Genomic DNA, 20737 nt, shown 5'->3' on the forward strand with positions numbered 1-20737 from the left:
CGACCACCACAGAAGGAATCAGAAGAACATGTCGATCTTCCTCAACAAGGACTCCAAGGTCATCGTCCAGGGCATCACCGGCGGCGAAGGCACCAAGCACACGGCTCTCATGCTGAAGGCGGGAACGCAGGTCGTGGGCGGTGTGAACGCCCGCAAGGCGGGCACTACCGTGACCCACGGCGACGTCGAACTCCCCGTCTTCGGCTCGGTCGTCGAGGCGATCGAGCAGACGGGAGCCGACGTGTCGATCGCGTTCGTCCCGCCGGCCTTCGCCAAGGACGCCGCGATCGAGGCCATCGATGCGGGCATCCCCCTGCTCGTCATCATCACCGAGGGCATCCCCGTGGGCGACTCGGCCGAGCTGTGGGCCTACGCCCAGAGCAAGGGGAACACGACCCGCATCATCGGGCCGAACTGCCCCGGCATCATCACGCCCGGCGAGTCGCTCGTCGGCATCACGCCGGCGACGATCGCGGGTTCCGGACCCATCGGCCTCGTGTCGAAGTCCGGGACGCTGACCTACCAGATGATGTACGAACTCCGCGAGATCGGCTTCTCGACGGCGATCGGCATCGGTGGCGATCCCATCATCGGGACCACCCACATCGACGCGCTCGCCGCATTCGAGGCCGACCCCGACACGAAGGCCATCGTGATGATCGGTGAGATCGGCGGCGACGCCGAGGAGCGCGCGGCCGACTTCATCAAGGCGAACGTCACGAAGCCGGTCGTCGGCTACGTCGCGGGCTTCACCGCCCCCGAGGGCAAGACGATGGGTCACGCCGGCGCGATCGTGTCGGGCTCCGCCGGCACTGCGCAGGCGAAGAAGGAGGCCCTCGAGGCCGCCGGCGTCAAGGTCGGCAAGACGCCGTCCGAGACGGCTGCGCTCATGCGCGAGGTCATCGCCGCCCTCTAGGCGGACGAGAACACGACGCCCCCGTCCGGGTCTCCGGGCGGGGGCGTCGTGCGTCTCCGGGGTCCGTCGACCGTGGACCGGAGGCTGGATCAGAGGTTCACCCGTCACCGGGGCGGCGACAGGTCGCACTCCCGGTGCACGGGTAAGCTCGCGGAGCAATGAATCGAACGACCGTCGCGCTTCTCGCCGCCCTCGAGGCGTTCATCGTCGTCGCGATCGGCATCGCCATCGCACTCGTCCCCCTCACTCTCCTCTGGGCCGTCCAGTTCGGGTTCTCGGTGGACTGGCTCGTCTTCTGGCGCGCGGCCGTGGACATCTGGCTCCTCGGGCACGGAACGGACCTGACGGTCACCCTCGATCCCGTCACCATCGCGCGCACCGGGTTGCTGGAGGCCGGGGCCCCCTTCACCGTCTCTCTCGCACCTCTCGGCATCGGACTGATCACGGTGCTGCTCGGTGCGCGGACGGGCGGACGCGCGGCGGAATCGGGCCTGTGGGTGACGGGAGTCGTCTCATCGGTCGCGACCGTGCTCGTCCTCTCGGCCGCGGTCACGCTGTCCGCGTCGAACGGAACGGTGAGCCCATCGCTCGTCGGCGGGATCGTCGCGCCGGCCGTCGTCTACCTGATCGGCCTCGCCGTCGGGCTCATCGGGGCCCGCATCCGTCGGGGCGCTGTCGTCGGGGGGCGACTCGGGAACCGGCTGGCGGACATGGGCGATCGCGTCGGCGATCGCTCGCTCGGGATCATCGCCTCCTCGCTCCGCGGCGGCGCGATCGTCGCGTCCGGGATCACCGGCGTCGCAGCCGTCGTCGTCGCGGCGATGCTGCTGCTGTCGTTCGGAACGGTCATCGGCCTCTACGAGAGCTCGGGGGTCGGCGTCACGGGCGGGATCGCCGTGACGATCGCGCAACTCGCCTACCTCCCCAACCTCGTCGTCTGGTGCGCCGCCTGGTTGCTGGGACCGGGCTTCGCCATCGGCGTCGGCACGAGCGTGTCGCCGGCGGCCACGCTGCTCGGACCGGTGCCCGGTATCCCCGTGCTCGGAGCGATCCCCACGGGCGACCTTCCGTTCGGTTTCCTCGGGCTCATCGTGCCCGTACTCATCGGGTTCCTCGGCGCCGCAGCCGTACGGCCCGCCGTGGTCCGCGCGGCGGGAGGCGCGGGGCTCGTGGCGGCACTCGGTCTGACGGCCGTCGGGATCGCCGTCGTCGCCGGTGTCCTGATGGGTCTCCTCGCGCTCGTGGCCGGGGGAGCGATCGGCCCCGCGCGGTTGCAGGAGGTCGGGCCGGATGCGCTCGCCGTGTTCCTCGCGACGCTCGCGACGACGGGTGTCTCGGCCCTCGTCGGAATGGCCTCCGGCCGATACGGTCCCGACGCGGGCTGACCCGGTCGGGGGAGCGACGCCTCGCCCGGTAGGATTGCGGCGTGTTGTCGCTCGTCGTGCTCATCTCCGGAGGTGGGTCAAACCTCCGCGCGCTCCTCGAGGCGCAGGCCGATGCGGCGTATCCCGCTCGGATCCTCGCCGTCGGTGCCGACCGCGAGGCCGACGGGCTCGCCCACGCCGAGGAGTTCGGAATCCCGACCTTCACCGTGCCGTACGGGTCGTTCGCGAGCCGCGAGGAATGGGGCGACGAGCTGCTCGCCCAGATCCGTGTCTGGAACCCCGACCTCGTCGTGCTCTCCGGCCTGATGCGACTGCTTCCCCATCGCGTGGTCGCCGAGCTCTCGCCACGACTCATCAACACCCACCCGGCTTACCTGCCGGAGTTCCCCGGAGCCCATGCCGTGCGCGACGCCATCCGGGCCGGCGCCGAGCAGAGCGGGGCGTCCATCATCGTCGTCGCCGACGGCGTCGACGACGGTCCGATCATCGTGCGCGAACGCGTTCCCGTCCTCATGGGCGACACCGAGCACTCCCTGCACGAACGCATCAAACCCGTCGAACGACGCCTGCTCGTGCAGACCGTCCTCGACATCGCCAACGGGCTCGATCTCGAGACCCTGTAACCCAAGGAGCACCCCAATGGCCGGCCCCCGCCACGATTCGAGCCTCTACCGCGATCGCGATTTCGTCGAGGTCAAGCGCGCCCTCATCTCCGTGAGCGACAAGACCGGTCTCCTCGATCTCGCTGCGGCCCTCGCCGCGGCCGGTGTGGAGATCGTCTCGACCGGTTCGACCGCAGCGACGATCCGGGAGGCCGGCCACGCCGTGACCGACGTCGCGACCGTCACGGGCTTCCCCGAATCGCTCGACGGCCGTGTGAAGACCCTCCACCCGAACGTGCACGCCGGCCTCCTCGCCGACCTGCGGCTCGAGTCCCACGAGGAGCAGCTCGCCGAGCTCGCGATCGAACCCTTCGAGCTCGTCGTCGTGAACCTCTACCCGTTCTCCGAGACGGTCGCGAGCGGAGCCGCGCGCGACGACATCGTCGAGCAGATCGACATCGGCGGCCCGGCGATGGTGCGGGCGGCGGCGAAGAACCACCCGAACGTCGCGATCGTCGTGTCCCCCGACGCCTACACCGACGTGATCGAGGCCATCGCGGAACGCTCCGGCACGACGCTCGCCGAGCGCCGTGAACTCGCGGCACGAGCGTTCGCCCACACGGCCGCGTACGACACGGCCGTCGCCGGCTGGTTCACCGATGCGGCCGAAGGATTCGGCGCGTCGCTCACGATCCAGGCGGAACTCGGGAGCGTGCTCCGCTACGGCGAGAACTCCCACCAGGAGGCCGCCATCTACCTCCGCGCCGGCGGCCAGGGGATCGCGCAGGCCACGCAGCTGCACGGCAAGGAGATGAGCTACAACAACTTCGTCGACGCCGACGCGGCCGTCCGAGCCGCCTTCGACTTCTCGGAGCCGGCCGTCGCCATCATCAAGCACGCGAACCCGTGCGGCATCGCCACCGCGGCGCCCAAGGCCCCCGATGCGATCGCGTCGGCGCACCTCCGGGCGCACGAGTGCGACCCGGTCTCGGCGTTCGGCGGCGTCATCGCCGCGAACCGCACCGTTACCCTCGGCATGGCCGAGACGGTCAAGGAGATCTTCACCGAGGTGATCGTCGCCCCCGATTTCGAGGACGCGGCCCTCGACGTCCTCCGGACGAAGAAGAACCTGCGCATCCTCCGGCTACCCGAGGCGTTCGAGCTCGAGCCGCTCGAGTCGAAGCAGATCTCCGGTGGCGTTCTCGTGCAGCAGGCCGACCGCTTCGCGTCCGGTGACGTCGACGCGTTCACGGCCGGATGGGAGCTCGTCTCGGGTGAGCCCGCCGACGAGGACACCCTCGCCGACCTGGCCTTCGCCTGGAAGGCCTGCCGGTCTGTCAAGTCGAACGCCATCCTGCTCGCCTCGGGCCGAGCCTCGGTCGGCGTCGGGATGGGGCAGGTCAACCGTGTGGACTCGTGCCACCTCGCGGTGTCGAGAGCAGGGGACCGCGCGAGCGGTTCCGTCGCGGCGTCGGACGCCTTCTTCCCCTTCGCTGACGGCCTCCAGGTGCTCATCGACGCCGGCGTGGGCGCGGTCGTCCAGCCGGGCGGTTCCGTGCGCGACGAGGAGGTCTTCGCGGCCGCGCGTGCCGCCGGCGTCACCATGTACGTCACGGGCGAACGGCACTTCTTCCACTGATCGGCCGGCCTCCTCCGACCGGGGCTGCCGCCGTGGTCGGGGGAGGGACCGGGTGGCGGGGGATCCATAGCCGGCTCGGATAGGCTCGACGGCATGTCCGTCTCCTGGGGCCACCGCCTCCTCGCCTCCGTCCTCAGCGCCCTCGCCTCCGCCGGCCTCGTCCACCTCGCGATGATCGTCGCGTTCTGGATCTCCGACTCCTCGAACGCCGCCATCATCGGGGCGGCGCACCAGTACTTCCTGAGCGCGACGCTGATCTCCTTCGTGATCGTCTTCGCGTTCGGCGTCTTCGGTCTGCTCGGACGATGGTGGGGCGCGCTCGTCGCCGGAGTCCTGGCCGGACTCGTCGCGCCGCTCGCCGGCACCTCCTTCCAGGTGGTTTCGCAGGGCGTACCCATCGACGACACGTTCCTCCCCTCGATCGCATCGACGCTGCTCACCGTCAACTTCGGGTTCCTCATCGTGACAGCGGCCGTCGTCCCGACGGTCGGCCGCCTCGTCTACCGTTCGCTCGTCGCCGACGACCGCTCGGCCGGATCGACGGATCGCGTCGCCCTCGTGCGCCTTCCGGCCAAGAATCTCGCGGACGGCCAGACGACCCACATCGACCGGTCGCCCGTCGACACGGACCTCGCGGACCGTCAGTGGGACGCCTACGTCGCCGCCTTCACCGACCACGGATGGACCACGCAGGAGGTGCCCTACGCCGAGCGACTCGCGGACTCGGTGTTCGTCGAGGATGCCGTCGTCGTCATCGATGGTCTCGCGATCATCGCGCGTTCGGGAAGCGACGAGCGACGGGGCGAGACCGACGGCGTCGAGGAGGTACTCGCAGCCCGCGGGTACCCGGTCGAGCGCATCATGAGTCCCGGGACGCTCGACGGCGGCGACGTGCTCGTCGTCGGCACGACCGTGTACGTGGGTCGGTCGAGCCGGACGAACGCCGACGGGATCGCCCAGCTGCGGGCGCTCCTCGTCACCCGCGGATTCGACGTCGTCGCGGTGCCCGTCACCCGGGCTCTGCACCTCAAGTCGACGGTCACGGCGCTGCCCGACGGAACGGTCATCGGACACGACGACCTCGTCGACGAGCCGCGCCTGTTCGCCCGTTTCCTGCCGGTCCCCGAGAGGGAGGGCGTCGCCGTCGTCGCTCTCGACGACGAGACGCTCCTCATGTCCGAGGCGGCTCCGGAGACGGCCGAGCTGCTCCGCGAGCTCGGCTACGACGTGGTCGCCGTGGACATCTCCGAGTTCGAGAAGCTCGAGGGGTGCGTCACCTGCCTCTCGGTCCGCCTCGGCTGATCGGAACGTTCTTCCGTTCCGCCTCTTGCGCTCCACGACCGGCTGTGAATATCCTGTAAGGCTGTGCGCAACGCCCTGGGCGGAGCCGCGGCTCACGAATCGTCGAGTTGGGGAGGGTCACATGAACACAGTCATCGCGCCGAATCGGGGACTGATCGCCACCGCCGGCCCGTTCGCCCGTCCCGCTGTCCTCGTCCGCGACCGCCCCTCGGCGTAGCCGCACCCGCCGAACCTCTCCCGGACCTCGCCGCCGCCGATCCACGCCCGCCATCCGGCGCGTGCCTCGACCCGGTGGCGGACGCACACTCACTCCTTTCTCCCGACGACCGACGCGACCCGTCGGCCGTCTCCGCACGCGCGAGGAACATCCATCCATGCCTGAACGCACCCCACCGTCCGCCGCCGGCCCCCGGAAGCTCGGCACCGCCGCGGCTCTCTGGCGCATCTACCCCTGGGCGAAACCCGCCGTCCCGAGCATCGCCCTCGGGATGGGTGCGGCGCTCGTCGCCGCGCTCGTCGCGCTCTCGATCCCACTCGTGCTCGAGAACCTCGTCGACAGCGCCCTCGAGAACGGGGACGGTGCGGGCATCTGGCCGGCCGTGCTCGTCGTCGCCGGGCTCGGCATCGTCGAGGCCATCATGATCGCGCTCCGGCGCTGGTTCGTCCTCACTCCCGGCACGCATGTCGAGGCGCGACTGCGCAACTCCTTCTACGAGAAGCTCCAGGACCTGCCCGTCGCCTTCCACGATCGGTGGCAGTCGGGTCAGCTCCTGTCGCGCGCGATGACCGACCTCAACCTCATCCGCCGGTGGCTCGCCTTCGGTCTCGTGCTGTTCGTCGTGAACACGGTCACGATCGTGGTCGGTGCGGTCGTGCTGTTCACCTGGAGCCCGCTGCTCGGTGCGATCTTCATCGCCTGCGCCGTCCCGATCTGGATCTACGGATTCGTCTTCGAGAAGAAGTACTCGCTCATCGCGCGGCGGAGCCAGGACCAGGCGGGCGATCTCGCGACGACCGTCGAGGAGTCGGTGCACGGCATCCGCGTGCTCAAGGCGTTCGGTCGCGGGTCGTACGCCCTCGACAACTTCGCCCACCAGGCGGAGAGCCTGCGGGGGACCGAGATCGAGAAGGCCAAGGCGATCGCCGGCATCTGGTACTGGTTGCTCCTGCTGCCCGACATCGCCTTCGCGCTCTGCCTGCTCGGCGGGGTGTGGCTCGCCTCGACGGGCGAGCTCTCGGTCGCTCAGCTCTTCGCGTTCTTCGCAACGGCTGCGATCCTCCGGTTCCCCATCGAATCGATCGGTTTCCTCCTCGCGATGACCTTCGACACCCGCACGGCGAGCGACCGCTTCTTCGAGGTCATGAACGAGATCAACACGATCACGGATCCCGAGCGGCCGTCGCACGTGGAGGACGTGCGCGGTCGTCTCGTCTTCGACGACGTGCACTTCCGCTTCCAGGACACCCCGGTCGGGCAGCCCGATCTCCTCGACGGGGTGGATCTCGAGCTCGAACCCGGCGAGACGATGGCGCTCATCGGCATCACCGGGTCGGGGAAGTCGACGCTCACCGCGCTCACCACGCGTCTCTACGAGGTGACGGGTGGACGCATCCTCATCGACGGCGTCGACATCCGCGACCTGTCCCGCCTCGAACTGCGTCGCCACATGGCCATGGCCTTCGAGGACGCGACGCTCTTCTCGGCGTCCATCCGCGAGAACGTGCTGCTCGGTCGCGACGACCTCGACCTGCACTCGCCGGAGGCCGACGCGGTCCTCGAAGAGGCCCTCGACATCGCACAGGCCGGCTTCGCCCGGGAGCTCCCGCAGGGAGTGGAGACGACGGTCGGGGAGGAGGGGCTGAGCCTCTCCGGCGGACAGCGTCAGCGTCTCGCGCTCGCACGCGCCGTCGCCGCCAACCCGGCGGTGCTCGTGCTCGACGACCCGTTGTCCGCTCTCGATGTGGACACCGAGGCGCTCGTGGAAGCCGCCCTCCGGCGCGTCCTCGCCAGTACGACCGCGCTCATCGTCGCCCACCGGCCCTCGACCGTCATGTTGGCCGACCGCGTCGCGCTCCTCGAGAAGGGACGCATCACGGCCGTCGGCACCCACAGTTCGCTACTCGCGTCGAGCGAGCACTACAGGTTCGTCATCTCGAGCCTCGACGACGACGATCCCGCCGTTTCGGCCCCGGCCGAGGGCGACGGACGACAGGAGGTGTCCTCGTGAGCGCATCATCGGTTCTCGGCGTGAGCGGAGAGGAGCGCGACGACTTCACAAAGGAGGAGTCACGACAGATCCGGCGCCGGTCGCTCCGGTTGCTCGGATCGCTCCTCGGCCCCCTCAAGGTCCGAGTGGCCTGGACGATGCTCGTGGTCATCGTGTCGACCGCGTCCCAGGTAGCCGGTCCGGCCCTCATCGCCTACGGAATCGACTCGGCTCTCCCCGCTGTGATCGACCGGGGCGACTGGATGCCGACGTTCCTGATCGTCGGGGTCTATCTCGTCACCGGGCTCGTGGGCGCCGTCCTCATCGCCTGGTACACGGTTCTGAGCGCCCGCATCAGCCAGGCGATCCTCATCGATCTGCGCAAGCGGGTCTTCCGGCAGACCCAGAAGCTCAGCCTCGAGTTCCACGAGAGCTATACCTCCGGGCGCATCATCTCGCGTCAGACGAGCGACCTCGACTCCATCAGGGAGCTGCTCGACTCCGGGATCAACCAGCTCGTCTCCGGGGCGCTCTACATGGGCTTCACGGGGCTCGCGCTGTTCCTGCTCGACTGGACGAGCGGTCTCGTGCTGCTCGTCTCGCTCGTACCGCTCCTCATCCTCACGCGGTGGTTCCAGAAGCGCTCGCAGGCGGTGTTCCGTGAGACGCGCGTGCAGAGCGCGCGTGTCATCGTCCAGTTCGTGGAGACGATGACCGGCATCCGCGCCGTGAAGGCGTTCCGGAAGGAGAAGCGCAACGAGGAGGCCTTCGGCGCGGTGGTCGAGGACTATCGGGACGCGAACGCTCGCGCCATCAAGCTCTTCGGGATCTTCGACCCGGGGCTCGTGCTGATCGGTAACCTGACGGTCGCGGCGGTCCTCCTCGTGGGCGGCTTCCGCGTGGTCGACGGCGCCATCGAGATCGGCGCGCTCCTGGCCGCGGTGCTCTACACCCGCCGATTCTTCGATCCGATGGAGGAGATGGCGATGTTCTACAACTCCTACCAGTCGGCCGCCGCGGCGCTCGAGAAGATCTCCGGCGTCCTCGAGGAGCGCCCGAGCGTCCCGGATCCGACGAGCCCGATCGATCTCTGGACGGCGAGGGGGCACGTCTCCTTCGAGGAGGTGCGGTTCGCCTACAACGCCGACAGTGTGGTGCTCCCGCAGTTCACGCTCGACATCCCGGCCGGCCAGACGATCGCCCTCGTCGGGACGACCGGGGCCGGCAAATCGACGCTCGCGAAGCTCATCTCGCGCTTCTACGACCCGACGGAGGGGCGGGTGCTGCTCGACGGTGTCGATCTCCGCCTGCTCCACCCGAAGGACCTGCGCCGGGCGATCGTCATGGTGACGCAGGAGGCGTACCTGTTCTCGGGCACCGTCGCGGACAACATCGCCCTCGGGAAGCCGGGGGCGTCCGCGGACGAGATCCGTCGCGCGGCACAGGCCGTGGGTGCGCACGAGTTCATCGAGGCCCTGCCGAACGGCTACGAGACGGACGTGAACAAGCGCGGCGGTCGTGTGTCCGCCGGACAGCGTCAGCTCATCTCCTTCGCCAGGGCGTTCCTCGCCGACCCCTCGGTGCTCATCCTCGACGAGGCCACGGCCTCGCTCGACATCCCGAGCGAGCGACTCGTGCAGGAAGCGCTGCAGACGCTGCTCTCGGATCGGACGGCGGTCATCATCGCCCACCGTCTGTCGACCGTGGCGATCGCGGACCGGGTGCTCGTCATGGAGCATGGCCAGATCGTGGAGGACGGCACGCCGGCCCAGCTCATCGCGGGCACGGGCCGGTTCGCACGCATGCATGCGGCCTGGCGGGACTCTCTCGTCTGAGCCGACGACGTCCACGGGCGATGCCCCGGGCGCGACGACGCGCACCGGGGCCGTCATCCGGCGCGTGTGGGGGCGAGCGGATGACGGCCGGCGTCAGGTCGCGGGGGAGGCGTCGGGCGCCGCCGTGCCCGCCGTGAACGCGTAGATCGTGTCGCCGTCGGCGAACGCCGTCCACTCGGAGTCGCAGACGAAGAGCGCCGACGGGATGCTCTCCGGCCACCAGGAGTCGTCGAGCGGGGCTCCGTCCGTCGAGCTCGCGGCCGTCGGGGACATGAGTTCGCAGGTACCCGGGGTGAAATGCGACGCCGAATGGTACATCAGGATGGACGCGTCGTCGGCGAGATCGGTGGTGTAGCGGATGGCGGTGGCGTCGTCGGGGACCCACGTGGGCGCGGGCAGCACATCATCGCTTCGGAAGCCGTCGATCGCCGCATAGGCGCCGCCCACCGTGGAACCGAAGGCGAGCTGGAGGCTCGAGCAGGAGCAGAGGAGCGGGGCGGCGGCGAGCACGAGCGCTGTGGCCGCGATGCTCCGGAGGTGTCGTGGTGCCATGCTCTCAAGCCTCGCCCGGCAGCCCGCCGAGGTCATCCTCCGGCCGGTTGAAGGCGAGTCATCCTTCCGGCCGATTCCGGTCGGTCGGGCCTCGAGGGATCGTCGTCAGATCCAGGCGGATCGCGCAACGCGGTAGCCCGACGGCGTCACGACGAGAGGCGTGTCCTCCGCGTGGTAGTGGGGGAGAGCGTCGTGCTCCAGGCCGCGCGGTGGCAGACCACCGGAACGGACGACGCGCCACCAGGGAGAACCGGAGCCGGCGTGCGCCATGACGCGCCCCACCCCGCGCGCCGATCGCGAGCCGAGCGCCGCCGCGACGGAGCCGTAGCTCATGACGTGTCCGGCCGGGATCGCGGCGACGACGGCGAGGACCTCCTCGACGAAGTCGTCACCCGTCGGCGGACCGTCGCCCTCGGGCTCGGGACGGAGGATCCTGCTCAGAGCGCGAGTTCCGCGATCGTCTCGCCGTACGACGTCTCGCCGACCGGGACGAAGCCCACCCGCAGGAAGAACGCCTCCGGGCCGCTCTCGCCCGGTTCGTAGATGACGTCGAGGTGGTTGAACCCGCGTGCCGTCGCCTCGGAGCGCAGCGCGTCGACGGCGTACGTGCCGATCCCGCGGCCCTGATCGTCGGCGTCCACGTTGATGCGCCAGAGGATGCTGCGGAACTCGTCCTGTGGTGCGTTCTGGTCGAAGTTGCCCTGGATGAAGCCCACGACCTCGTCGCCGTCGAGGATGACACGCTGCCAGCTGGTCGTGGGATCCACGACGGCCGCGGCGACGGCGTAGGAGACCGGAGCGACGAACTGCTCCTGGCCGGGTTTGAGCGAGAGCGCATTGACCGCCACGATCGTGGTCGCCGACAGTTCCTCGAGTCTCAGCTCAGCCATGACCCCAGGCTAGCGCGCGGGGCCGTCGCCGTGAAAGATCGTGACCCGTTGTGGGGTCCCGGTCGCGGCCCGGGTCTCTCGACATCGAGATATCTCGGCCGCGCGGTAGGCTGGTCGCGCGAGATCCGCCCGTAATCCCTCAGGAGTTGCTTTGTCGAAAATCAAGGTTGAAGGCACCGTCGTCGAACTCGACGGCGACGAGATGACCCGCATCATCTGGCAGGCCATCAAGGACACTCTCATCCACCCGTACCTCGACGTGAACCTCGAGTACTACGACCTCGGGATCGAGAAGCGCGACGAGACCGACGACCAGATCACGATCGACGCGGCCGAGGCCATCAAGAAGCACGGCGTCGGTGTGAAGTGCGCGACGATCACGCCCGACGAGGCGCGCGTCGAGGAGTTCGGCCTCAAGAAGATGTGGCGTTCGCCGAACGGCACCATCCGCAACATCCTCGGTGGCGTCATCTTCCGCGAGCCGATCATCATCTCGAACATCCCGCGCCTCGTGCCCGGCTGGAACAAGCCGATCATCATCGGCCGCCATGCCTTCGGCGACCAGTACCGCGCCACCGACTTCCGCTTCGCCGGGGAGGGGACACTCACGGTCGAGTTCACCCCGAACGACGGTTCGGAGCCGCAGAAGTTCGAGGTCTTCCAGTCGCCCGGCGACGGCATCGCCCAGGTTCAGTACAACCTCGACGCCTCGATCCGCGACTTCGCGCGCGCGAGCCTCAACTACGGCCTCACCCGCAACTACCCGGTCTACCTCTCCACGAAGAACACGATCCTGAAGGCTTACGACGGCCGGTTCAAGGACATCTTCGAGGAGATCTTCCAGGCCGAGTTCAAGGAGCGTTTCGACGCCGCCGGCCTCACCTACGAGCACCGCCTCATCGACGACATGGTCGCTTCGGCCATGAAGTGGGAGGGCGGCTACGTCTGGGCCTGCAAGAACTACGACGGCGACGTCCAGTCGGACACCGTCGCGCAGGGCTTCGGTTCGCTCGGGCTCATGACGAGCGTTCTCGCGACGCCCGACGGCCAGGTCGTCGAGGCGGAGGCCGCTCACGGCACGGTGACGCGCCACTACCGTCAGCACCAACAGGGCAAGCCCACCTCGACGAACCCGATCGCCTCGATCTTCGCGTGGACGCGGGGCCTGCAGCACCGCGGCAAGCTCGACGGCAACCAGGAGCTCATCGACTTCGCGTCGGCGCTCGAGGACGTCGTCATCAAGACGGTCGAGTCCGGCAAGATGACGAAGGACCTCGCGCTCCTCGTGGGCCCGGACCAGCCGTACCAGACGACCGAGGAGTTCCTCGCGACCCTCGATCAGAACCTGCAGGAGCGCATGGCGACCGCCTGACGCCCTCCGGCATGAACGACGAAGCCCCTCCCCGGGATCCGGGGAGGGGCTTCGTCGTTGATGCCGGGACGCTCGGGGATCAGGAGGCTTCGTTCACCCGGAGGGTCGATGCCGCGTCGTGCCCGTCGGAGGCGGACGCGACCGCGATCTTCCGCGGCTTGGCCTTCTCGCTCACGGGGATCGTCACCGACAGTACGCCGTTGTCGTAGTGCGCCGTGATGTTCTCGGTGTCGATGCCCTGCCCGAGGTTGAGCTGGCGGAGGAAGGAGCCGGACTCGCGCTCCTTGGCGAGCCATGAGACGCCCTCGCCAGTCGTGAGCGTGCGCTCGGCGCGGATCGTGAGCAGCTGGCCGTCCACGTCGATGTCGACGGAGCCCGGGTCGATGCCCGGGAGATCCGCCGCGAGGACGTAGTGGTCTCCGTCGCGGTAGAGGTCCATCGGCATGAGTCGCGGTCCCCGGCGCGTGTCGAGGAATGCACCGGCGACGCGGTCGAGCTCGCGGAACGGATCGAAGTTCATGGCCATCGTTTTCTCCTTTGTCGGGGGCCGCTGGGTCGCGGCCGGCTCGGTCTTTGTGAGAGTTGAGTCGAGGTGACTCAACCTGAGAAAAGATTAGCACTCTACCCCGGAGAGTGCCAGATCCGGTGTTCGCCGTGCGCGATCGGCGCGTGCGTGGCTCGATGGCGCGGCGGACGCCCGACCTGACGCACCGTCCGGCCGTTGGTCGATCGCGGGGCACCGTTCCCGACGATCGTCGGACATCCATCCTCGTAACGTGACGTTTACACGTGGCCCTCCCTCGGGGGACACATCTGCGCTAGTTTCGCTCCTGGGTACCCGAAACCCTCGCACGACGACGCCGCATGTGACGGGCGTCATCCGTAACACGAGACGGGAAAGGTATCCGTGAGATATTCAGATTCGCGCAGGCCACGAGCCGGCGCACGAGCAGCCGGGGCGCGCCGAGCGCTCGCCGGTGGACTTACCGCCGCACTGGCCATCACGACGATCGGCTTCCTCGGCAGCACGGCCGCCTCGGCCGCACCGACGACGCCGTTCGCCCAGCAGACCGGGAAGACGACTTTCGACGCCGGCCGGTACATCATCACCCTGGCCGACGACCCGGCCGCGACCTACGACGGAGGGGTGTCCGGTTTCGACGCCACGCAGCCGGGTGCGGGGGACAAACTGAACCCCGGCGCGAAGGACGTCGTCGACTACACCGACTACCTCGCTGAGGAGCAGGAGGACGTGGCGGGCGAGGTCGATGCGACCATCGACTACTCGTACACACTCACGGTCAACGCCTTCGCCGCCGATCTGACGAGCGAGCAGGCGAGCTCCCTCTCGGCCGACAAGCGCGTCGTCGCCCTCGAGGCCGAGGAGATCCTGCACCCGACCGCCCAGTCGTCCACCGACTTCCTCGGCCTGTCCGGTGAGGGCGGGGTCTGGGAGGGCGTCGGCGGAGTCGACGCGGCCGGCGCCGGCGTCGTCGTCGGTGTCCTCGACACGGGCATCGCGCCCGAGAACCCCTCGTTCGCGGGCGAACCCCTCGGGATCGCGCCCGGTGACGAGCCCTTCCTCGACGGCGACGAGGTCGTCTATCCCAAGGCGGACGGCGGCACCTTCCGCGGCATCTGCGAGGAGGGTGAGCAGTTCGCCGCGTCGTCCTGCTCGACGAAGGTCATCGGTGCTCGGTACTTCCTCGAGGGCTTCGGTGCCGACCGGGTCGGCGACGCGAGCGTCGGCGAGTACGTCTCGCCCCGCGATGGCGACGGACACGGATCGCACACCGCGAGCACGGCCGCCGGCAACAACGGGGTCGACGCGAGCGTGAGCGGAGTGGACTACGGCCAGATCTCGGGTGTCGCTCCCGCAGCCAAGATCGCGGCGTACAAGGTCTGCTGGTCGGGTCCCGACCCGGCCGTCACGACCGACGACGGCTGCGCGACCACCGACCTCCTCGCCGGCATCGAGCAGGCCGTCACGGACGGCGTGGACGTCATCAACTACTCCATCGGAGGCGGGGCGGCGGAGACGACCGTCTCCTCGACCGACTACGCCTTCCTGGGCGCAGCGGCTGCCGGCATCTTCGTGTCGGCGTCCGCCGGCAACGACGGTCCCGGTGCCTCGACGCTCGACAACGCGTCGCCCTGGATCACGACCGTGGCTGCCTCGACCATCCCGAGCTACGAGGCGACGGCCGAACTCGGCGACGGTTCCGCCTACCCCGGTGCTTCTATCACGGTGGACCGGACCGAGGGCGCCGAGGCGCTCACCGGAGAGCTCGTGTGGGCCGGTGACGTCGCGGCCGACGGCGTCGCCGACGCCGCCCTCTGCGGACCGGACTCGCTGAACGGCGAGCTCGTCGCCGGAAAGATCGTCGTGTGCGACCGCGGGACCTACGATCGCACCGCCAAGTCGGCCGAGGTCGCCCGTGCGGGCGGGATCGGACTCCTCCTGGTGAACCCGATCCCCGGGTCGATCGACCTCGACGAGCACAGCGTCCCGACGGTGCACGTGGACGCCACGTACCACGACGCCATCGTCGCCTACGCGCAGACGGAGGGGGCCACTGCCACCTTCCTGCCGGACAACGTCTCCGACTTCCCGTCGCCCCCGAGCCCGCAGGTCGCCGGCTTCTCGAGCCGTGGACCCGTGCTCGCGGACGGCAGCGACATCTTGAAGCCCGACGTCTCGGCACCCGGCGTGGCGATCCTCGCCGGCGGACCGAATGCCGAGGGTGCCGACCCGACATTCCGGTTCCTTTCCGGGACCTCGATGGCCGCCCCGCACGTCGCGGGCCTCGGAGCGCTCTACCTCGGCGTGCACCCGCTCGCGACGCCGGCCGAGATCAAGTCGGCGCTCATGACGAGCGCGTCGAACACGGTCGACGCCGCGGGTGAGGACGTCACCGATCCCTTCGTCCAGGGTGCCGGCCAGGTCGAGCCGGGGAGCTTCCTCGACGCCGGACTGCTCTACCTGAACGACCTCGACGATTGGGCGTCCTACATCGAGGGCGCCGGGTACGAGCTGTCACCCGACGTCGAACCGGCCGATCCGTCGAGCCTCAACCTCGCATCGATCGCGATCGGTTCGCTCACGGCGCCGGAGACGATCACGCGCACCGTGACCGCGACGACCGCCGGCACCTACACGGCGCAGCCGATCGACATCCCCGGCATCACCGCCGAGGTGACGCCGGCGTCGTTCACGATCGCCGAGGGCGAGTCCGTGTCGTACACGGTGACGTTCTCGCGGACCGACGCTCCGCTCGACGAGTTCTCCACGGGCTCGCTCGTGTGGGAGGGAACGGACGGCACGACGGTCCGTTCGCCGATCGCCGTGCAGCCCGTGACGATCGTCGCCCCCGACCAGGTCGACGGCACGGGCGTCTCGGGGAGCGTCGGCGTCGAGGTGACGCCCGGTGGGACCGGATCGATCCCGCTGTCGGCTCAGGGGCTCGCGCCGTCGGTGCTCGCGACCGGTGATGGTTCCACCGATGGCCACACGGGTTCGGGTTCCGCCGGGGACGAGTTCGAGTACCCCGTCTCCGTGCCCGACGGAGCGTCGCTCGCACGATTCTCGCTCATCGCGGTGGACAAGACGGCCGATCTCGACCTCATCGTCTACCAGCTGGACGGTGACGGGAACCCCGTCGCGGGCTGGCAGTCGGCGACGGGCTCGGCCGACGAGCAGGTCGATATCTGGTCTCCCGAGGCCGGTGACTACCTCGTCATCGCGCAGGTCTACTCGGGCGCGACGGCCTTCGACGTCCGTACGGCTTCCATCGTCCCGGGGCAGGGTGAGGGCGACTTCACGGTCGATCCCGCCGAACTGGCCGGAGTGCAGGGCGAACCGGTGACCTACACCGCGTCGTGGGCGGGGCTCGCTCCGGAGTCGTCCTACCTCGGCCTCGTCGTCTACGGCGAGACAGGAGAGGCGACGGTCGTCTCCGTCACGAGCGGCGAGGCACCCGAGCCGGAGCCCGAGGCGCCCGTGAACGTGGTCGCACCGACGATCAGTGGCACGCCGGCCGCCGGGAAGAAGCTCACGGCGACACCGGGCGAGTGGGACGTCGACGGCCTCACGTTCGCCTACCAGTGGCAGGCCGACGGGGTCGACATCCCCGGAGCGAAGAAGGCCACGTACACGGTCAAGCGGGCCGACCAGGGTAAGACCCTCACGGTGGTCGTCACGGCGACCGGGGAGGGCATCCCCGCCGGTTCGGCGACGTCCGCGGGAGTCGTCGTCGCGTTCGCCTCCAAGGTGGCGCTCTCCGTCTCGCCGGTCGTCGGATTCAGCTGGTCGACCTACACGGCGACGGTCACGGTGACGAGCGGCTCCGAGGAGCCCGCGACCGGCACTGTCGTGGTGACCGTCGGCTCGAAGAAGATCGAGGCCGTCCTCGACGCGAACGGGAAGGCGAAGATCACCCTGCCGAAGCTGCGATCCGGCATCCACACCGTGAAGGTGAGCTACGCGGGGGATGAGACGCACACGGGCTCGACGGGAGCTCCGCGACTCATCCTCGTGGTCTTCTGATCGGGGCGGTCTGACGCAGGCGACAGCGGTCCTGCAGGGGAATCCCTGCAGGACCGCTGTCGTTCGGGGGAGGAGTTCAAGAGCCCAGGGCTCAGGAGCCCGGGGTTCAGGAGCCTGGGGTTCTGGAGCCCGGGGCTCAGGAGCCCGGGGTTCAGGAGCCCGGGGTTCAGGAGCCTGGGGCTCAGGAGCCGCAGGCCTCGGAGAAGGCCTCGGTCTGCGTCTGGAACTCCTCGATCGCGTCGGTGAGCGCCGCACTGTCAGCGTTCTCCGGGTCGTCGACCGCGTCAGACGTGACCTCGATGTAGTCGTCCAGGGCCTCCTCGACGTTCTCGCCGAGGTCCTTGATCTCGTCGTTCGAGATGTCGTCGACACTGTCGGAGAAGGACCCCTGGAACGTCTCGAGGGCGTCGATCGCGCCGTCCGGGTCGCTCGCGATGTTGGAGATGCTGTCCTGCAGCTCGGTCTGCGCGTCCTCGAGCTCGGTGTTCAGCTGCGTGCAGGCCTCTTCCTTCGACTGCCCGCCGGTGCAACCGGTGAGCAGGAGTGCGCTGACGGCGAAGACGCCCGCGACGGCGCGGATCGAGCGGGTGGTGGTCATCCTGGTCATGTCTGGGGCCCCTGGTTCTCGTGTGGTTGTGACGACCCGACCCTAACAGGGCGGATGGAACCGACGAGGGGGTGGTGCACATCGATCCGGCCTCACTCGGCGGGAGGAAAGACCTTGCCGGGATTGAGGATGCCGAGCGGGTCGAAGACGGCCTTGATGCCGCGTTGCAGGTCGACCTGGTCGGCGCCCAACTCGTCCTGGAGCCACCGTCGCTTGAGGATGCCGATCCCGTGTTCGCCCGTGAGGGTGCCCCCGAGTGCGAGGGCCGCGGTGAAGAGGGCGTCGGCCGCCTCCCAGATGTGGTCGGGGACCACGTCGCCGTCGAAGATGAAGTTCGGGTGGAGATTGCCGTCCCCCGCGTGCGCGACGGTCGGGATGGTGACGCCGAATCGTCGTTCGACGTCCGCGATCGCGGCGAACATCGCGGGGAGGGCGCTACGTGGAACGGAGACGTCCTCGATGAGGGTCGTGCCGAGCCGCTCCATCGCGGGGTGCATGGCCCGGCGAACGGCCAACAGTCGTTCGCCCTCGGCAGGGTCGGTCGTGAGTTCCGCCGTCCCGCCGAACGATTCGATGATCGCGAGGGCGGAGGAGGCTTCACTCGCGGCGGCCGGGCCGTCGGTCTGCACCACGAGGTGGGCCGCTCCCGCCGCTCCCATCGTCGTGCCGAGCAGGGCGTCCACCGCGGCGAGGGATCGCGCGTCCATGAGCTCCATCACCGCGGGCTGCACCCCGGCTGCCGAGACGGCCGATGCTGCGCGCGCGGCGCTCGCCGCGTCGGGGAAGTACGAGGCGATCGTCGCGACCGTGCCCTCGATCCGGCGTCGGATCCGCACGATCGCCTCGACGACGATCCCGAGCAGGCCCTCCGACCCGACCATCAGCGCTGTGAGGTCGAGCCCCGTCACTCCCTTCACGCTGCGGTGGCCGGTGCGGATGACGCGGCCGTCGGAGAGGACGACCGTGAGCCCGAGGACCGCATCACGCGTCACGCCGTACTTCGCGCAGAGCAGCCCGCCGGCGCCCGTGGCGATGTTGCCGCCGACGGTCGAGATCGCCCGGGACGCCGGGTCGGGCGCGAACCACAGACCGCGTTCGCCGAGCAGATCATTGAATCGACCATTGAGGATGCCCGGCTGCACGACCGCGAGGAGGTCGTCCTCGTCGATCTCGATCACACGGTCCATCGCGAGGGTCGACAACACGATCTCGCCGGTCGTCGCGAGAGCGGCGCCGGCGAGCCCGGTCCCGGCTCCGCGGGTCACGACCGGGGTCCGGGTCCGCGTGGCGATCCGCATCGTCGCCTGGACATCCTCGATCGAGCGCGCATCGACGATCGCGAGGGGAGGCGCGTCGGATCGGTGCCCGGATTTGTCACCGCGGGCCGCTTCGAGTCGCGCCGGATCCGTCACGACGGCGTCGCCGAGTTCGAGACGGAGCGCCTCGAGGACCGCCGCCGGATCGGTCATCGACCGAGTTCGCGTCGGCCGGCGACGACGCCGCTGATCACCGCGACGGCCGCGTAGACCAGGCCGACCACGGGGTGCCCGAGGTCGAGCCAGGCGAGGGTCGCGGCGGCGACGACGAGGAGTTCGACGAGGGATCGGCCGAAGACGTCGATGGAGAAGACGGCCTTCGGGGACCGGAAGAGCGCCCACAGCAGGATCGCGACGGCCGGTGCGCCGATGCCCACGACGATGGCGAGCGGGAACTCGAAGGCCACGAAGCCCCAGATGCCGAGCGTCACGAACGCGAACAGCTCGAGGACGAGGCGCAGGACGTCGTTGACACCGATGCGCGTGGGGGAGGTCGTTGCAGTCACGGGTCGATTTTAGGCGAGCGAGCCGTGGCCCGTCGCACGCGGGTCAGAGGACGTCGGTCAGCGGAAGATGATTGTCCGTGCGCCGTCCAGCAGGACGCGGTCCTCCGAGAACCACTTGACGGCCTGGGTGAGGGTGCGGCTCTCCTCGTCCTGACCGATCGCGACGAGCTCCGATGCGGAGCGGGAGTGGTCCACCCGGACGACGTTCTGCTCGATGATCGGGCCCTCGTCGAGATCGCTCGTCACGAAGTGCGCCGTGGCGCCGATGAGCTTGACGCCGCGGGCGTGCGCCTGCCGATAGGGGTTCGCGCCCTTGAAGCCCGGGAGGAACGAGTGGTGGATGTTGATGGCCCGACCGGCGAGGCGCTCGCACAGCTCGGGGGAGAGGATCTGCATGTACCGGGCGAGCACGACGAGCTCGATGTCGTGCTCCTCGACCGCGTCGACGATGCGCCGCTCGAAGGCCGCCTTCTCCTGGGCGTTCGTGACCGGTGCCGCGACGAAGGGCACGCCGTAGAACTGGGCGAGGTCGCGCAGGCTCCCGTGGTTGGCGAGCACGAGGGGGATGTCGACGGCGAGCTGGCCGGCGCGCTGCCGGAAGAGCAGGTCGTTGAGGCAGTGCGCGGCCGTCGAGGCCAGGACGAGGGTCTTGAGGGGGCGCCCCACGACGTCGAGCCTCCACTGCATCGTGTAGCGATCGGCGATCGGCTCGAGCGCGGCGGCGAATGTCTCGCGATCCGCGGCCGACTCGACCTGGAGTCTCATGAAGAAGCGTCCGGTATCGGCGCTCGAGAACTGCTGGCTCTCCGTGATGTTGCCGAGCGCGCCCACGACGGCGCCGCTCACGGCGTGCACGATGCCGGGTCGATCGGCGCAGACGATGGTGAGGACCCAGTGGTTCAGGGTCGTGTTGTGGTCGGTCACCGTCCTAGGGTATTGCCACGCGGGAGGCGTAGACTGCCAGCGGTCGGTGATTCCCCCCGGCCCTGGGCGCGCACATCGGCGCGCAGACGAACTCGAGCGGTCGCATCGCCACCAGCCGAGTGAACGCCAAACGTCTCT

Annotated in this window: 17 protein-coding genes; 9 read left to right on the forward strand and 8 right to left on the reverse strand. The window is 69.3% G+C overall.

Features of this window, described 5'->3' with window-relative positions; translation table 11 throughout:
* The first annotated feature begins 28 nt into the window (after positions 1-28).
* From sucD to ELQ94_RS11530, 7 genes are all read left to right on the forward strand, one after another.
* Positions 29-916 carry a succinate--CoA ligase subunit alpha gene (gene sucD / locus ELQ94_RS11500; protein ID WP_127050470.1) on the forward strand — a complete coding sequence of 296 codons (888 nt, stop codon included), beginning with the start codon at positions 29-31 and terminating at the stop codon, positions 914-916.
* Positions 917-1074: 158 nt separating this feature from the next.
* On the forward strand, positions 1075-2301 hold the full coding sequence (locus ELQ94_RS11505) for a cell division protein PerM (protein WP_127050472.1): 1227 nt from the start codon (positions 1075-1077) through the stop codon (positions 2299-2301).
* Between the two features lie 41 nt (positions 2302-2342).
* The gene (gene purN / locus ELQ94_RS11510) at positions 2343-2924 is read left to right on the forward strand and encodes a phosphoribosylglycinamide formyltransferase (RefSeq protein WP_127050474.1); all 582 of its coding nucleotides are present in this window, start codon (positions 2343-2345) and stop codon (positions 2922-2924) included.
* Positions 2925-2940: 16 nt separating this feature from the next.
* Entirely contained in the window at positions 2941-4542 is a 1602-nt protein-coding gene (purH, locus tag ELQ94_RS11515; RefSeq protein ID WP_127050476.1) for a bifunctional phosphoribosylaminoimidazolecarboxamide formyltransferase/IMP cyclohydrolase, read from the forward strand.
* A gap of 93 nt (positions 4543-4635) precedes the next feature.
* Entirely contained in the window at positions 4636-5844 is a 1209-nt protein-coding gene (gene ddaH, locus ELQ94_RS17695) for a dimethylargininase (RefSeq protein ID WP_127050478.1), read from the forward strand.
* A 374-nt stretch (positions 5845-6218) separates the two neighbouring features.
* Positions 6219-8072, forward strand: a complete 1854-nt coding sequence (locus ELQ94_RS11525) for an ABC transporter ATP-binding protein (protein ID WP_127050479.1) — start codon at positions 6219-6221, stop codon at positions 8070-8072.
* Complete coding sequence (locus tag ELQ94_RS11530; protein ID WP_127050481.1) at positions 8069-9886, forward strand: ABC transporter ATP-binding protein; 1818 nt, start codon at positions 8069-8071, stop codon at positions 9884-9886. The genes ELQ94_RS11525 and ELQ94_RS11530 overlap by 4 nt, the downstream gene beginning before the upstream one ends.
* 93 nt (positions 9887-9979) lie before the next feature.
* Here the strand turns inward: ELQ94_RS11530 and ELQ94_RS11535 are convergent, their stop codons facing one another.
* From ELQ94_RS11535 to ELQ94_RS11545, 3 genes are all read right to left on the reverse strand, one after another.
* A complete protein-coding gene (locus ELQ94_RS11535; RefSeq protein WP_127050483.1) occupies positions 9980-10438 on the reverse strand; it encodes a hypothetical protein in 459 nt (152 codons plus the stop codon).
* Positions 10439-10543: 105 nt separating this feature from the next.
* Positions 10544-10879, reverse strand: coding sequence for an MGMT family protein (locus ELQ94_RS11540; RefSeq protein WP_341807735.1), 336 nt, complete (start codon positions 10877-10879; stop codon positions 10544-10546).
* Positions 10876-11328, reverse strand: coding sequence for a GNAT family N-acetyltransferase (locus tag ELQ94_RS11545; protein ID WP_127050487.1), 453 nt, complete (start codon positions 11326-11328; stop codon positions 10876-10878). The genes ELQ94_RS11540 and ELQ94_RS11545 overlap by 4 nt, the downstream gene beginning before the upstream one ends.
* A gap of 151 nt (positions 11329-11479) precedes the next feature.
* Here ELQ94_RS11545 and ELQ94_RS11550 point away from each other — a divergent pair, with 151 nt between their 5' ends.
* Positions 11480-12700 carry an NADP-dependent isocitrate dehydrogenase gene (locus ELQ94_RS11550; RefSeq protein ID WP_127050489.1) on the forward strand — a complete coding sequence of 407 codons (1221 nt, stop codon included), beginning with the start codon at positions 11480-11482 and terminating at the stop codon, positions 12698-12700.
* Positions 12701-12779: 79 nt separating this feature from the next.
* Here ELQ94_RS11550 and ELQ94_RS11555 read toward each other — a convergent pair whose 3' ends face one another.
* Complete coding sequence (locus ELQ94_RS11555; protein WP_127050491.1) at positions 12780-13226, reverse strand: Hsp20/alpha crystallin family protein; 447 nt, start codon at positions 13224-13226, stop codon at positions 12780-12782.
* 381 nt (positions 13227-13607) lie between these two features.
* Between ELQ94_RS11555 and ELQ94_RS11565 the strand changes: the two genes are divergently transcribed.
* Complete coding sequence (locus ELQ94_RS11565; RefSeq protein ID WP_243696990.1) at positions 13608-17246, forward strand: S8 family serine peptidase; 3639 nt, start codon at positions 13608-13610, stop codon at positions 17244-17246.
* Positions 17247-17427: 181 nt separating this feature from the next.
* Here ELQ94_RS11565 and ELQ94_RS11575 read toward each other — a convergent pair whose 3' ends face one another.
* From ELQ94_RS11575 to purU, 4 genes are all read right to left on the reverse strand, one after another.
* Positions 17428-17844: a ribosome-recycling factor gene (locus tag ELQ94_RS11575; protein WP_127050493.1), complete on the reverse strand. Its 417-nt coding sequence runs from the start codon at positions 17842-17844 to the stop codon at positions 17428-17430.
* Positions 17845-17945: 101 nt separating this feature from the next.
* Entirely contained in the window at positions 17946-19322 is a 1377-nt protein-coding gene (locus ELQ94_RS11580) for an FAD-binding oxidoreductase (RefSeq protein WP_127050495.1), read from the reverse strand.
* Positions 19319-19675, reverse strand: coding sequence for a YrdB family protein (locus ELQ94_RS11585; protein WP_127050497.1), 357 nt, complete (start codon positions 19673-19675; stop codon positions 19319-19321). The genes ELQ94_RS11580 and ELQ94_RS11585 overlap by 4 nt, the downstream gene beginning before the upstream one ends.
* A 57-nt stretch (positions 19676-19732) precedes the next feature.
* Positions 19733-20599 (reverse strand): formyltetrahydrofolate deformylase, encoded by an 867-nt coding sequence (gene purU / locus ELQ94_RS11590; protein ID WP_127050498.1) that lies wholly within the window; start codon positions 20597-20599, stop codon positions 19733-19735.
* Between the last annotated feature and the right edge of the window lie 138 nt (positions 20600-20737).

Source organism: Labedella endophytica (assembly GCF_003990045.1).
Lineage (GTDB): Bacteria > Actinomycetota > Actinomycetes > Actinomycetales > Microbacteriaceae > Labedella > Labedella endophytica.